Annotated in this window: 14 protein-coding genes and 1 pseudogene; 6 read left to right on the top strand and 9 right to left on the bottom strand. The window is 32.4% G+C overall.

The window, feature by feature from the left end:
- Window positions 1–96 precede the first annotated feature (96 nt).
- Both NST10_RS11825 and fosB read left to right on the top strand, forming a co-directional pair.
- The gene (locus tag NST10_RS11825; RefSeq protein ID WP_000691837.1) at window positions 97–981 is read left to right on the top strand and encodes a LysR family transcriptional regulator; all 885 of its coding nucleotides are present in this window, start codon (window positions 97–99) and stop codon (window positions 979–981) included.
- 301 nt (window positions 982–1282) lie between these two features.
- Window positions 1283–1701 (top strand): annotated as a pseudogene (gene fosB / locus NST10_RS11820) (FosB/FosD family fosfomycin resistance bacillithiol transferase).
- Between the two features lie 255 nt (window positions 1702–1956).
- Here the strand turns inward: fosB and hutG are convergent.
- The gene (gene hutG / locus NST10_RS11815) at window positions 1957–2892 is read right to left on the bottom strand and encodes a formimidoylglutamase (protein ID WP_000277982.1); all 936 of its coding nucleotides are present in this window, start codon (window positions 2890–2892) and stop codon (window positions 1957–1959) included.
- A gap of 277 nt (window positions 2893–3169) precedes the next feature.
- On the opposite strand from hutG, the gene sdpC reads away from it, so the two are divergent.
- Window positions 3170–4429: a CPBP family intramembrane glutamic endopeptidase SdpC gene (gene sdpC, locus NST10_RS11810; RefSeq protein ID WP_000794464.1), complete on the top strand. Its 1260-nt coding sequence runs from the start codon at window positions 3170–3172 to the stop codon at window positions 4427–4429.
- Between the two features lie 65 nt (window positions 4430–4494).
- Here the strand turns inward: sdpC and NST10_RS11805 are convergent, their stop codons facing one another.
- Complete coding sequence (locus tag NST10_RS11805) at window positions 4495–5181, bottom strand: ribose 5-phosphate isomerase A (protein WP_000655867.1); 687 nt, start codon at window positions 5179–5181, stop codon at window positions 4495–4497.
- A 170-nt stretch (window positions 5182–5351) separates the two neighbouring features.
- Between NST10_RS11805 and NST10_RS11800 the strand changes: the two genes are divergently transcribed.
- Complete coding sequence (locus tag NST10_RS11800; RefSeq protein WP_000623445.1) at window positions 5352–6005, top strand: MOSC domain-containing protein; 654 nt, start codon at window positions 5352–5354, stop codon at window positions 6003–6005.
- A gap of 235 nt (window positions 6006–6240) precedes the next feature.
- Here the strand turns inward: NST10_RS11800 and NST10_RS11795 are convergent, their stop codons facing one another.
- The 6 genes from NST10_RS11795 to NST10_RS11770 all read right to left on the bottom strand — a co-directional run bounded on the left by NST10_RS11795 (window position 6241) and on the right by NST10_RS11770 (window position 10838).
- A complete protein-coding gene (locus tag NST10_RS11795; protein ID WP_000634691.1) occupies window positions 6241–7260 on the bottom strand; it encodes an aldose epimerase family protein in 1020 nt (339 codons plus the stop codon).
- Between the two features lie 29 nt (window positions 7261–7289).
- Window positions 7290–7616, bottom strand: a complete 327-nt coding sequence (locus tag NST10_RS11790) for a YnfA family protein (protein WP_000966697.1) — start codon at window positions 7614–7616, stop codon at window positions 7290–7292.
- A 48-nt stretch (window positions 7617–7664) separates the two neighbouring features.
- The gene (locus tag NST10_RS11785) at window positions 7665–7850 is read right to left on the bottom strand and encodes a hypothetical protein (protein ID WP_001789152.1); all 186 of its coding nucleotides are present in this window, start codon (window positions 7848–7850) and stop codon (window positions 7665–7667) included.
- Complete coding sequence (locus NST10_RS11780) at window positions 7834–9066, bottom strand: ABC transporter permease (protein WP_000548698.1); 1233 nt, start codon at window positions 9064–9066, stop codon at window positions 7834–7836. The genes NST10_RS11785 and NST10_RS11780 overlap by 17 nt, the downstream gene beginning before the upstream one ends.
- A complete protein-coding gene (locus NST10_RS11775; protein ID WP_000524842.1) occupies window positions 9059–9958 on the bottom strand; it encodes an ABC transporter ATP-binding protein in 900 nt (299 codons plus the stop codon). Before NST10_RS11775 ends, NST10_RS11780 begins: the two co-directional genes overlap by 8 nt.
- A gap of 232 nt (window positions 9959–10190) precedes the next feature.
- Window positions 10191–10838 carry a DUF805 domain-containing protein gene (locus NST10_RS11770; RefSeq protein ID WP_000436832.1) on the bottom strand — a complete coding sequence of 216 codons (648 nt, stop codon included), beginning with the start codon at window positions 10836–10838 and terminating at the stop codon, window positions 10191–10193.
- Window positions 10839–11236: 398 nt separating this feature from the next.
- Between NST10_RS11770 and NST10_RS11765 the strand changes: the two genes are divergently transcribed.
- Together NST10_RS11765 and gltS are read left to right on the top strand one after the other, a co-directional pair.
- Window positions 11237–11845, top strand: coding sequence for a DNA-3-methyladenine glycosylase (locus tag NST10_RS11765; protein ID WP_000348297.1), 609 nt, complete (start codon window positions 11237–11239; stop codon window positions 11843–11845).
- Window positions 11846–12180: 335 nt separating this feature from the next.
- Window positions 12181–13389, top strand: a complete 1209-nt coding sequence (gltS, locus tag NST10_RS11760) for a sodium/glutamate symporter (protein ID WP_000571584.1) — start codon at window positions 12181–12183, stop codon at window positions 13387–13389.
- A 47-nt stretch (window positions 13390–13436) separates the two neighbouring features.
- Here the strand turns inward: gltS and fni are convergent, their stop codons facing one another.
- Entirely contained in the window at window positions 13437–14486 is a 1050-nt protein-coding gene (fni, locus tag NST10_RS11755) for a type 2 isopentenyl-diphosphate Delta-isomerase (RefSeq protein WP_001279385.1), read from the bottom strand.
- Between the last annotated feature and the right edge of the window lie 22 nt (window positions 14487–14508).

Here is a 14508-nt window from a genome sequence, read left to right as displayed (position 1 = left end):
CTTCAATATTCATTATAGTATGTTAAAATATAGCCAACAAATATAAATAAACTAATTATCCATAGCTTGAATCTATAAATAAAAGGAGCAAAAAACATGAAAATTATTCAGTTAGAATACTTCTTGGCTATCGTGAAATATAATAGTTTTACTAAAGCTGCACAATTTTTACATATTAGCCAGCCATCTTTAACTGCTACGATTAAAAAAATGGAAGCAGATTTAGGTTATGACTTATTTACACGTTCAACAAAAGACATCAAGATTACCGAAAAAGGAATACAGTTTTATCGTTATGCGAGCGAATTAGTTCAACAATATCGATCCACGATGGAAAAAATGTATGATTTAAGCGTTACATCAGAACCAAGGATAAAAATTGGGACTCTTGAATCTACGAATCAATGGATTGCGAATTTAATTCGAAAACACCATTCCGACTACCCTGAACAGCAATATCGTTTATATGAAATACATGACAAACATCAATCTATAGAGCAATTACTGAATTTTAATATTCATTTAGCTATAACAAATGAAAAAATAACCCACGAAGATATAAGATCCATTCCTTTATATGAGGAATCTTACATTTTATTAGCACCTAAAGAAACATTTAAAAATCAAAATTGGGTAGATGTTGAAAATTTGCCACTCATATTGCCAAACAAAAATTCTCAAGTGCGCAAACACTTAGATGACTATTTTAATAGAAGAAATATTCGTCCAAATGTCGTTGTAGAAACAGATCGATTCGAATCAGCAGTTGGATTTGTTCATCTTGGCTTAGGTTACGCTATCATTCCGAGATTTTATTACCAATCATTTCACACGTCCAATTTAGAATATAAAAAAATTCGTCCAAACTTATGCCGAAAAATTTATATCAATTATCATAAAAAGCGTAAACACTCCGAACAAGTACATACATTCGTACAACAATGCCAAGATTATTTATATGGACTTTTAGAGGCTCTTTAACTTAAGTTATTAGAGCCTCTTATGCAGTTGCTCAGTCAACTGTATACCTTTTGCCTTTAACTTAAGTTATTAGAGCCTCTTATGCAGCTGCTCAGTCAACTGTATACCTTTTGCCTTTAACTTAAGTTATTAGAGCCTCTTATGCAGCTGCTCAGTCAACTGTATACCTTTTGCCTTTAACTTAAGTTATTAGAGCCTCTTATGCAGTTGCTCAGTCAACTGTATAAAAATTAATGACGTCATTTCAAAAATCGATACAAAAATAATTTATTATAAAAATTCTAAGAAAGAAGTGAACCCGATGTTAAAATCTATTAATCATATATGCTTTTCAGTCAGAAATTTAAACGATTCAATACATTTTTATAGAGATATTTTACTTGGAAAATTGCTATTGACTGGTAAAAAACTGCTTATTTTAAGCTTGCAGGCCTATGGATTGCTTTAAATGAAGAAAAAGATATACCACGTAATGAAATCCACTTTTCATATACACATATAGCTTTCACTATAGATGACAGCGAATTTAAATATTGGCATCAGAGGTTAAAAGATAATAACGTGAATATCTTAGAAGGAAGAGTTAGAGATATTAGAGATAGACAATCAATTTACTTTACTGACCCTGATGGTCATAAGCTAGAATTACATACTGGCACACTTGAGAACAGATTAAATTATTATAAAAAGGCTAAACCACATATGACATTTTACAAATAAGGCGTCATTATAAAAAGGCCTCTTGAACTCCGTTAAAATTTTAATTAATTATTATATAATAAGAGAACTTTTCAAACAATACAGTTGTTATTTTTACTATCTCAACAAACATAAATAAGCAGTAAGATGACTACAACTTAAGAGTCTTCTTACTGCAATTATCTTTCAAATATATCAACGTTAATATAACTTCTATTACGAAATACTCACATTCTGCCCTGCAATGCAAATTTCGTCACATATAAATATTTTTAATTATTTTAAAAAATGATGCACTAAATTAGCAACGAGCTTCGCAGTTCTATTGTCAGCGTCATATGTTGGATTCATCTCAGCAATACTAACTGAAGACACCTTATCACTTGGAATAATACGTTTTGCCAATTCAAGAACAGTATGTGGATACAAACCTAACACTGCCGGCGCACTTACCCCAGGCGCAAATGCACTATCAATGACATCCATACAAATCGTAAACATAATGACATCATGTTCATGTATAAAACGCTCAATCATATCTTTGATTGTTGGTGATACGTGACTCAATAATTCATCTGCAAAGACATAATCAATCTTTTTCTCTTTAGCATAATCAAATAAACTTTGCGTATTCCCACCTTGAGCAATACCAAGCACTAAATAACCTGTGTTTTCATCTTCTTCTAAAATTTGTCTAAAGCTCGTTCCAGATGTAGATTGTTGTTCAGCACGTGTATCAAAATGCGCATCAATATTTATCACACCAATAGATTGTGTTGGATAGACTTTACGCGTTGCTAAATATTGAGCATACGCAATATCATGTCCACCACCTAATAAAAACGTTTGTCTATGATTAACAATTGACTTCGCTGCAAGTGTTGCAAATTCTTTTTGAGTATCAATTAATTCCTCATGATCATGATAAACATTTCCGTAATCGACTAAAGTTTCACATTGATTCAAATCCGGCAAACCTGCAAATGCTTGTTTAATCGCATCTGGTCCTTCTTTTGCACCAATGCGCCCCTTGTTTAAAGCAACACCTTTGTCAACAGCATAGCCTAATATACCAACCCCTGATGGTGTACTACTTTTTTCCAATTTCGACAAATCTTCAAATGTCACTGTTTGAAAATGCCTGAATTTTTTCGGGTCTGTTTCACTATCTAACCTTCCAGTCCATAAATTTGGTTCACCTTGCTTGTACACAGCATTTCCCCCTCTTATTTATGTGGCTTTTTAACAATTAAAGTATAACGTACTACAAATTTTGAATTCAATTCATAATTAAAAAGTACTTATCTATATACCTTTTACCCCTATTTTCTATTCACTAACGAACACGAAAGCGATTTATGTTAATAAAATACGTCAAGACTATTACATTTTCATTAATATTAGCACAGACAATTTAACTCACGGCTTGTAATATGTATAATTGTTACAAAATGATATTTTGCTTGTTACCTAATGGAGGTTACATATAATGAAAAACAATAAAATTTCTGGTTTTCAATGGGCAATGACGATCTTCGTCTTTTTCGTTATTACAATGGCGTTATCCATTATGCTTAGAGATTTCCAGTCTGTCATTGGTGTCAAACACTTTATATTTGAAGTTACAGATCTAGCACCATTAATTGCTGCAATCATTTGTATACTCGTTTTCAAATATAAAAAGATCCAACTTGCAGGTTTAAAATTCTCAATCAGCCTGAAAGTAATTGAACGTCTACTGCTAGCTTTAATTTTACCTTTAATTATTCTAATTATTGGTATGTACAGCTTTAATACATTTGCAGATAGCTTTATTTTATTACAATCAACAGGCTTATCAGTACCTATTACACATATTCTGATTGGACATATTCTAATGGCGTTCGTAGTAGAATTCGGATTCCGTTCATACTTACAAAATATTGTTGAAACGAAAATGAATACGTTCTTTGCAAGCATAGTTGTTGGTTTAATGTACTCTGTATTTTCAGCAAATACAACTTACGATACAGAATTTGCAGCTTATAATTTCCTTTACACATTCTCATTCTCAATGATTCTAGGTGAGTTAATTAGAGCTACAAAAGGACGTACGATCTACATCGCAACAACATTTCATGCTTCAATGACATTTGGCCTTATTTTCTTATTTAGCGAAGAAATCGGTGATTTATTTTCAATTAAGGTCATTGCTATTTCAACAGCAATTGTAGCGGTTGGCTATATTGGTTTAAGCTTAATTATTCGAGGTATTGCTTATTTAACAACTAGACGAAACCTTGAAGAACTTGAGCCTAATAATTATTTAGACCATGTCAATGACGATGAAGAAACTAATCATACTGAGGCTGAAAAATCTTCTTCAAATATTAAAGATGCTGAAAAAACAGGTGTAGCTACTGCATCAACGGTCGGTATTGCTAAAAATGATACTGAAAATACTGTGGCTGACGAACCAAGCATTCATGAAGGTACTGAAAAAACAGAATCTCAACATCACATAGATAATCAAACTGAATCTAATCATGATGAAGATCATGACATCACTTCGAAGTCAGTAGAATCAGCAGAATCAGTTAAACATGCACCACAAAGTGACGATTTAACAAACGATTCAAATGAAGATGAAACAGAGCAATCATTAAAAGAACCTGCGACCTATAAAGAAGACAGACGTTCATCAGTTGTAATCGATGCAGAAAAACATATCGAAAAAACTGAAGAACAATCTTCAGATAAAAACAAATAATAACAAAGCGCTTGCTAGTACCTCTTAAAAAGATGATGCTAGCAAGCGCTTTTCTATACTATATATTATTTTTCTAAAATTTTAACGCCCTCTTGAGTACCTACAATAACTTGATCTGCCATATCTAAGAAGTAGCCTGTCTCAAACACACCTGTCAGATGAATTAAATACTCATGGAACTTATATGGGTCAATTCCTTTTGGTAACTTACAATCTAAAATATAATTGCCATTATCAGTTATAAATGCGACATCTTCGTTTACACGGCGTTCTACTTTTATATCAGCGTATGATTCAATTTTACGTAATATGTGATACCAGTTAAATTTATCCACCTCTACTGGTAACTTAAACGTCTCACCTAAGTATTGAACCATTTTCGTTTCATCGACAACCACAACAAAACGTGATGCCATTTCATCTATCACTTTCTCTCTGAACAGCGCACCACCACCACCTTTAATTATATTTAAAGATGGATCTACTTCATCAGCACCATCAATTGCTAAGTCGATATGATCAACATCATTGATTTCGCATATTTTAATACCTAGTTCTTTTGCTAAAAATGCAATTTTATTAGAAGTGCATACACCTGTAATATTGTAACCACGTTCTTTAATTAGTTGCGCCATTTGAGGTAAGAGTAATTCCATTGTACTTCCTGTACCAATTCCCAGCGTCATGTCACCATTGATTTGACTTAAAACATCATTTAATGTCATTAACTTGAGTGCTTTGACATCTTTCATGAAGGTAGCCTCCCATATTTATGTAATCTATTCAATTCATATTTTACATGACTCGTATAAATTAACATACCCTTATTTCTAACATTTTTTTAAACATATCAATCAGAATTTACAATTCTAAAAATTTTTTATAGTACAATATACTTTAACTTAACGTTAAGGAGAATGATATGATATCAATTCACGCAATTTCGACAGGAAAAATCCAAGATTTGCCTTATAGCTCGAAAAGACCGATGCGCTCTGCTTTAGATAAAACTAAGATTTCACAAACAACATGGTTATCTTCAACTGGTTTCACTGGTGATGAACAGGCTTATAAAGATCATGGTGGGCCACATAAAGCAGTTTGTGGGTTTAGTAAACATAACTATGCACTGTATCAAGATGATTTACCTTCACTACCTACTCATGCGATGTTTGGAGAGAATTTAACATTTGATTATTTAGACGAATCTGATGTTTACTTTGGTAATCAATATCGTTTAGGTGAAGCGTTAATTGAGGTTTCTGAAATTAGAGAACCATGCTGGAAAATTCAAGCAAAATATAATATTCCTGATTTAGTGAAGCGCATGTCTACATCTGGTAAAACAGGTTTCTATTTCCGGGTATTAAAACAAGGCTATGTATCTCCAAATGATCAGCTTTACTTAATACAAGAAGCACCAATCGAACATCGTTTATCTGTACAACAGCTTAATGACCTTTATTATAATGATAGACAAAATCAAGATATGTTACGATATGCACTAAACAATCCATTTCTGTCACCAACAAGACGCGATAAACTTCAAAAAATGTATAACAGAACATTGAAATAATTACCTTTCATTATAAATGTTAAATGAACTTTTCAAAACAAAAAGGAATCAACTTACACATCGTTTGTATAATAGTCTTATCTATAACTACTGATGCTATTGATTCCTTTTTTATGTTATATATTTTCTTTATTTCAAACTGTATATTAATGATGTCACTTCATTTGATACGATTCTTGATAACCTATTCAAAATTCCGCCAAATAACATAAATATTATATAAATGCCGATACTTTTAATCATTTTCTACTTTTTCTTCGATACGGAAACTTGTTTTCGAATTGAACACTTCACCAGCTTTTAAAATTGACGGTGCTTTTTCACCATATAAATTAATATCATTTGGTAAAAATTGTGTTTCTAATGTAAAGCCAGAATGTGGTTTATAAATATTAAATGGACTATCCCACTCATCAGGCTGATTAAAAGTAAAGAATACAACATGAGGCATATCTGTATCGACCTCTAACATAAATTCATGATTTTCAACATACATTTTATGTTCACCAACTGTAAATGGGTGATCTAGACCACCAAAACGTGTCATTTGTTGGCTTAATTGCGCATGTTGTGATGTAAAAATATCACTCAATTTTATCTTGTTATCTTCAAACACTTCATGTAAATCTAGAATATCACCTGTAACAATATTTCGCTCATCTAATACATACATATCTAATTGATTACTTGAAATGCGATGATTATCAACGACATTATTATCTCGATTCAAATTGAAGTACACATGATTCGTAGGACTAAACAATGTGTCTTCTGATGCAACTGCTTCGTATTCAATCGACCATTGGTGATCCGCATCATAAATATGTGTAATCGTCACATCGATATCACCTGGGAAATGATCATCAGCTGATTTCAACACCGTTTTAAATATCACTTTAATTTGAGCAATTTCATTTCTAATTTCATAATCAAATAACTTATTGTCCAAACCATGACATCCACCATGTAAATGATGTTCGCCGTTGTTTTTTTCTAACTGATATTCTTTACCTTGCAACTTAAATTTAGCATTATCAATTCTACCGCTATATCTTCCTATAGAAGCACCAAATTTAAAAGGATTACTATGATAAAATTCATCCGCTTCAACAACATTTCCAAGAACAATATTATTATCATGATATTTCCAAGACACTACTCTTGCTCCATAATTCGTAAAAATAATTTTAGTTTCATCATTATCAATTTTGATTAAATCTACACCTTGTCTTTGGTGCTCAACTTCAACTATCATTTTTACTTCTCCCTTCTAACCACAAGTGTTCAAGCTCTGCTGGGCAGCAACATTACTAAAACACCTACAATACAAATGATTGCACCGATAACATCATATTTATCTGGCATTTGTTTATCTACGACCATCGCAAAAATCAAACTCATGATGATAAATACGCCACCATATGCTGCATATACTCTTCCGAATGATGGAAATGATTGAAATGTCGCAATGACACCATATAACATGAGTATCACACCGCCTATTAGCCCAACAAGTGAAGACTGTCCTTCCCTAAGCCACAGCCAAATCAGGTATCCCCCACCTATTTCACATAAGCCAGCTAATATAAATATAAAAATCGGATATAACATGAAATCACTCCATCACACATTTGCTACCAATAATCTATCGGCTACATATCATTTGTTTACATTTCTTCTTACTTCACATTCCCATTTTAAAAAGTTCGTTTTCACATTCATATTGTACACTTTTTTAGACATTATTCTATAGCTAAATATAAAAAAATAAGAGTAACACGCTTTCATCATCATTTTATATGATAAATGTGTGTCACTCTCATCAATTTTATTTTTTAAATACACGTTTCATTGAATTAAATAAGCCACGTTCAAATGTAAGTACTGAATCTTTATATGTTTTAATTGCAATCCATATCAAGACAGCTACCATTACAATTGAGATTAATGAACTTAAGATGACTTCATGTAATTGAAGCCCTGAAGTTTGAGCGCGTACAACTAATTGAAATGGCGCCAAAAACGGAATATAACTTGTGATTAAAGCAAGTCGCCCATCAGGATTATTTATCGTGAATATGGCGATATAAAATGCAATCATACCAAGTAATGTCAGTGGCATCAAAGATTGATTTAAATCTTCTATTCTAGATGTTAATGATCCGAGAATGGCTGCAAGTAATACATACGCCATAATTCCAACAATACTACTTATAATTCCGACAATAATAATTTGCCAAGACAATTGATTCATTTCCACGTTAAAACCTTGTAGCAAGTCTTTTAAGTCAAAGGCAAAAATGCATATGACTGCCATCAATACAATTAAAATAATCTGAGTCACGGCAACTGCTATAATGCCTAAAATTTTAGCAAAAATATGTTGGATTGGTGAAATACTTGTAATAATCATTTCAATGACACGCGATGTTTTCTCACTAGCAATTTCCATAGCTATTTGAGATGCATAATTTAAAACAATAAAGAACATTAGAAAGATAATGCCATAAGCTAAAGCATAGTTAAAAATCTTTTGTCCTTCTGATACTTTATCGACTTCATCATTAGAAATCACCTTATTATCAACTTTACTTTGTGCTTGTAATTTTTGTAAGTCTTCTTTGTTGATATTTAATTCCCCGGCTACCATATTTGTTTGAATAGCTGTAAGTAGTGCTTGTACTTTTTGTGAATCTTCATGACTTACTCGCTTCTCACTAATGATTGTCCCTTGCAACGTGCGATTTTGATTCACCTTGATAATATAAGCTTTATCAAGTTTATGTTTTTTTACTTCTTTTTCAGCATCTTCTATAGAAACTTTAGTAAACTTAGCATCACTATGAAATGTATTCGCCTGTTGCTTGAAAACCTTATAGATTTGTTCATTCGGTGCTGCTACACCAATTTTATCTGGACCATCATCAAACATGTTAATAATCTTATCAATGTTAGATAGGCCAATCATTAAGGCAGCAATGATAATCATAAAAATTACAAATGATTTAGCTTTAATTTTTTTGATATATGTCAAAGTAAATGTCGCCCAAAACTTATGCATCCTTGCCACCAACCTTCTCAATGAATATATCTTGTAATGATGGTTCTACAACTTGGAATCGTTTAACATAACCTTGATGTGCTACAACTTGATAAATATCTTTGGATACGTCTTCATTCTCAATCGTCAACTGAAGACCTTGCTTCATGTTTTCACTATGAATGATGCCTCTAATGTGTGTTAAATCTGGTAGTGTTGTTTCTGACTCAATGACAACTTTCTTGTTACCATTAGATGCACGTACATGATTGATATCACCAGAAACAACAAGTTGACCTTTATCTAAAATACAAACATCATCACATAATTCTTCAACATGTTCCATACGGTGAGAACTATAAACGATTGTACTGCCCCAATCATTTAAGTCTTTAACTGCTTCTTTTAATAACTCAACATTAACTGGGTCTAGACCACTGAAAGGCTCATCTAATATTAGTAATTCTGGTTTATGTAACATACTTGCTAACAGCTGAATTTTTTGTTGATTCCCTTTTGATAGACTATCAATTCGTTTTTTACGGTTTTCAGTAATATCAAAACGCTCAAGCCAATACGATATTTGCTGTTGTATTTCTGTTTTTGACATTCCCTTTAAAGTTGCCAAATATTTCAATTCTTCTTCAACTGTCAATTTCCCATGTAAACCGCGTTCTTCCGGTAAATAACCAATACGATTGTACATTGTTTTATCTAGTTTTTTACCGTTATACGTAATGTGTCCTTCAGTTGGTTCACTTAAGCCTAAAATCATACGAAATGTCGTTGTTTTACCTGCACCATTTCTTCCTAGAAAACCTAACATTTTGCCTGATTCTAACTCTAATGACATATCATTTACTGCCGTCATCTTACCAAAACGTTTCGTAACATGCTCAATTACAAGTCCCATCTTTTGCCTCCTAAAACAATATGTATTTATCTTAATATAACATTTCTATTCTCTATAAATACAATATTTTTAAAGTGAATTTATTTTTAAAATTTCTGAAATTGAAATATTTAAATAGTATCTTCTTTGCATGTTAAGTATCATGAGCGTTAGATATGCTTTTTTCCATGCCTTTATTGCCTTATTGGTAAAAAAAATATCCCAGCAACAATCTGCTGAGATATCTATATCATTACAATTGATTATCTGTTTCTTCCGGTGTTTTCGGTGTTTCAGATGTCCCCGCTTTTTTCGGTGTTTCAGATGTCACTGATTGATTTTTAATTGAAGATGGGTATTTTGGGCTTTCGCCATATTTATTTGCCGGCTTACTGTCAAAGCATAGGAATACTATCATAACAATTGTTAGGCCTAAATAAACAAAATAAAGAAGTACTAACAAAATATTAAGACCCATCGGCATTAAGGTAAAATCACTGTCATAATAACTATCGATAATCTGTAATACTATATAAAATATAATACTGAATACTGTCATAATCATTGGAAATAACATTGTTCTTGATATATCGTGAAATCTTCGAACGCACAACGCTAAATTTGGAATAAACGTTGCCAAACTATAGACAAAAGTATACACAGATGTAAGGATAATCATCAATATACTCATAACTATTAATGCTTCGTTATCTGCCGCTATAGAAATAAAGAATATAAATAGGCTTATTATTAGCACACACACAGCTGGAACCATAAGTATTAAATGCCACAACATCATATACCAATATTCACTACGTCTTGATCTCCCCTTAAAATTAACATAATTTTTCCAAAATAATACGAATGATTTCATAAAACCTACTTGAGGTAATTGTTCCATTGTAATCTCCCTTTCGTTAATCATATTTATATTTTTAATTATTATTACCGTTATAATTTACAAGATTCATTATCAAGCCACTTCATTTCAATCGTCATTCACTTTGGAAAATGAAGTTTATATTTCATCACTAGTTAAATGAAAACCCGCTACAAGTACGCATCTATATGGAGACTCATTTGAAAGTCAATGCTTCGTTAACTATACTAAAAATATGTCACACTGCAATGTTCATGTTTAAAAGAGTCTCAATCTCTGCAAATAAAATATTCCATAACAAAGTATATACTTTACATTTTTATAATTCTTAACAATACTATTTTATCAAACATTTACTACAATAAAAATATCTTTTTCATTTTTATTTAAATTAATCATATAATTGCGAGGAGAATATTATGGATTTCGTTAATAATGATACAAGACAAATTGCTAAAAACTTATTAGGTGTCAAAGTGATTTATCAGGATACCACTCAAACGTATACAGGCTACATCGTGGAAACGGAAGCATACTTAGGTTTGAATGATCGTGCGGCTCATGGCTATGGTGGTAAAATAACACCTAAAGTTACGTCATTATATAAACGTGGTGGTACAATTTATGCACATGTCATGCATACGCATTTACTCATTAATTTTGTAACAAAATCTGAAGGTATACCTGAAGGCGTACTTATCCGCGCAATTGAACCAGAAGACGGTTTATCCGCTATGTTCCGTAACAGAGGTAAGAAAGGCTACGAGGTAACGAATGGTCCAGGAAAATGGACTAAGGCATTTAACATTCCACGGGCTATCGATGGCGCTACGTTAAATGACTGTAGATTGTCTATTGATACTAAGAATCGTAAATATCCTAAAGATATTATTGCTAGTCCACGAATCGGTATTCCAAATAAAGGTGATTGGACACATAAATCTTTACGTTACACAGTGAAAGGTAATCCATTTGTGTCTCGCATGCGTAAATCAGATTGTATGTTTCCCGAAGATACTTGGAAATAAATGTCATCTTTCATTGATTACTATCATGAAAATGAAATCTATCTCCTTATAAGTCAATCAATCAGCCGTCAACATGCGGATGGGGTGATTGTTTTTCTTTGTGTCCATCATATTTTTTGATTCATCTCCTCTTTTTGAACTTGTTCTTAATTTTAAAATATAACAATAGAATTATTTATAATTATTAAATTTAGATGTATTAATATTATTGATATTATTTTCAAAAACTAGAAATATTGATTTATTGCATGTATAATGTTAAAAGTGCCCTTTTATAACGCTTACATATAAAAGCTTATTTAGGGAGAGGGATATTCAACAAGGGGGATTTGAAAATGATAGAACTTAATGCAATTACAACATTATGTTTAGCCTGTATACTTTACTTACTTGGTAAAGCTATCGTTAATCACGTTAATTTTTTAAAACGCATTTGTATACCAGCACCAGTGATTGGTGGCTTAATCTTTGCTATTTTAGTTGCGGCTTTGGATTCATTTGGCATGGTCAAGATTAAATTAGATGCTTCATTCATTCAAGATTTCTTCATGTTAGCATTCTTTACGACAATCGGTCTTGGTGCATCATTGAAATTATTTAAATTAGGTGGCAAAGTCTTGCTATTATACTTTATGTTTTGTGCTATCATTTCAGTCATTCAAAACATAGTTGGTGTATCACTAGCAAAAGTATTAAATATTAAACCGTTACTAGGATTAACAGCTGGTTCTATGTCTATGGAAGGTGGTCACGGTAATGCTGCCGCTTATGGTAAGACAATCCAAGATTTAGGCATTGACTCAGCATTGACAGCAGCACTTGCGGCTGCAACTTTAGGTCTTGTATTTGGAGGGCTTATCGGCGGACCAGTTGTAAAATTTTTAATCAAACGTTATAACTTAAAGCCTCAACATAGTGACGATACATTTAAAGATTATAGCCAAGTTGCATATAACGAACATTTACATAGTAAATTTAATGCCACTGAAGTATTCTTCATTCAATTTACAATCGTTGTATTCTGTATGGCAGTTGGAAGTTATTTCAGTCATTTATTTACAGCTCAAACAGGGATTAATGTTCCAATTTACGTTGGCTCATTATTTGTAGCGGTTATTGTCCGAAATATCTCTGAAAGTTTTAATTTTAATATTGTAGATTTAAAAATTACTAATCAAATTGGCGATGTCGCATTAGGTATTTTCTTATCTCTTGCGCTAATGAGCATTCAATTAATCGAAATTTATAAACTTGCTATACCTCTTATTATTATCGTTTTAGTTCAAGTTGTCGTTATGATTTTATTTGCTGTTTTAATTTTATTTAGAGGTTTAGGAAAAGATTATGATGCTGCAGTAATGGTAGGTGGTTTTATCGGGCATGGGCTTGGTGCAACGCCAAATGCCATGGCAAATTTAGATGTTATTACTAAAAAATATGGAAACTCACCTAAAGCATATTTAGTTGTACCTATTGTTGGTGCATTCTTAATCGATTTAATTGGTGTTATAGTCATTATGGGATTCATTCAATGGTTTAGTTAAACACCAAACTCATAAATAAAAGAGGAGGCCTTCGCCTCCTCTTTTATTTATCCTCGATGTATATTCAAGCTACGTTGTTCTATCCATGACAATATTTCCGGACTAAATACGATTTGTTTTTGTGTTAAGTCGTCAATATTTTTAGCATCTAACATCGTCATTATTGATTTCATGTGTTCAATAAATGATTCTACATAAGCTACTGTATGTGCAATGCCATTATTTTCAACTTGATTTAAAAACGGACGTGACATACCAGTTGCCTTTGCACCAAGTGCTAAACTTTTAATTGCATCGAGTGGTGTACGTAAACCACCACTCGCGAAAACTGAAATTTCGCTTTGATAAGCCGTTGTTTCAAGTAATGACTCAACTGTAGACTGTCCCCATGATGATAAGTAATCCATATCTTTATTTGCACGACGTTCATTTTCAATATCTACAAAGTTAGTACCACCTTTGCCACTAACATCGACATACTTAACGCCTATTTGTTGTAAGTCATGCATTAATTCTTTGCTCATACCAAATCCAACTTCTTTTATAATGACTGGAACAGATACTCGTGATACAATCGACGCTATATTATCTAACCAAGTCACAAATTCACGATTCCCTTCAGGCATAACTAATTCTTGAGGAGAATTAACATGGATTTGTAACGCTTGTGCCTCAAGTAATTCAACTGCTTCCAAAGCCTTTTCTACTGGTACGTCCGCACCAACATTGCTAAAAATCATGCCTTCAGGATTCATTTTTCGCGCAATCGTAAATGTCTCAGCCATGCGTGGATTTCTCAATGCTGCATGTGTTGATCCAACTGCCATCGCTAAGCCAGTTTCTCTTGCAACTACAGCTAGCTTTTCATTGATGTTTTTCGTCCACTCGCTACCACCCGTCATTGCATTAATATAAACCGGATATGTCATCGTTAAGTCAGGTGTCTGTGATGTCAAATCGATATCATTTACATTAATTGATGGGATAGAATGATGCACAAAACGCATCTTATCAAAATCTGAATGCATTGCGTCAGATTGGGCCATTGCTATTTCAACATGTTCATTTTTTCTCTGTTCTCTTTGAAAATCACTCATGATTAAACCTACCTTTTCGTCA

The sequence above is a fragment of the Staphylococcus sp. FSL W8-0305 genome (assembly GCF_037966415.1).
Taxonomy (GTDB): Bacteria; Bacillota; Bacilli; order Staphylococcales; family Staphylococcaceae; genus Staphylococcus; species Staphylococcus aureus.
This window is presented reverse-complemented; position numbering and strand designations above follow the sequence as displayed.

What these genes read in the sequence shown, in the direction of transcription:
- NST10_RS11825 (WP_000691837.1), top strand. Translation starts at nt 97, where the DNA reads ATGAAAATTATTCAGTTAGAATACTTCTTGGCTATCGTGAAATATAAT.
- sdpC (WP_000794464.1), top strand. Translation starts at nt 3,170, where the DNA reads ATGAAAAACAATAAAATTTCTGGTTTTCAATGGGCAATGACGATCTTC.
- NST10_RS11805 (WP_000655867.1), bottom strand. Translation starts at nt 5,181, where the DNA reads ATGAAAGATGTCAAAGCACTCAAGTTAATGACATTAAATGATGTTTTA.
- NST10_RS11800 (WP_000623445.1), top strand. Translation starts at nt 5,352, where the DNA reads ATGATATCAATTCACGCAATTTCGACAGGAAAAATCCAAGATTTGCCT.
- NST10_RS11795 (WP_000634691.1), bottom strand. Translation starts at nt 7,260, where the DNA reads ATGATAGTTGAAGTTGAGCACCAAAGACAAGGTGTAGATTTAATCAAA.
- NST10_RS11790 (WP_000966697.1), bottom strand. Translation starts at nt 7,616, where the DNA reads ATGTTATATCCGATTTTTATATTTATATTAGCTGGCTTATGTGAAATA.
- NST10_RS11780 (WP_000548698.1), bottom strand. Translation starts at nt 9,066, where the DNA reads ATGCATAAGTTTTGGGCGACATTTACTTTGACATATATCAAAAAAATT.
- NST10_RS11775 (WP_000524842.1), bottom strand. Translation starts at nt 9,958, where the DNA reads ATGGGACTTGTAATTGAGCATGTTACGAAACGTTTTGGTAAGATGACG.
- NST10_RS11770 (WP_000436832.1), bottom strand. Translation starts at nt 10,838, where the DNA reads ATGGAACAATTACCTCAAGTAGGTTTTATGAAATCATTCGTATTATTT.
- NST10_RS11765 (WP_000348297.1), top strand. Translation starts at nt 11,237, where the DNA reads ATGGATTTCGTTAATAATGATACAAGACAAATTGCTAAAAACTTATTA.
- gltS (WP_000571584.1), top strand. Translation starts at nt 12,181, where the DNA reads ATGATAGAACTTAATGCAATTACAACATTATGTTTAGCCTGTATACTT.
- fni (WP_001279385.1), bottom strand. Translation starts at nt 14,486, where the DNA reads ATGAGTGATTTTCAAAGAGAACAGAGAAAAAATGAACATGTTGAAATA.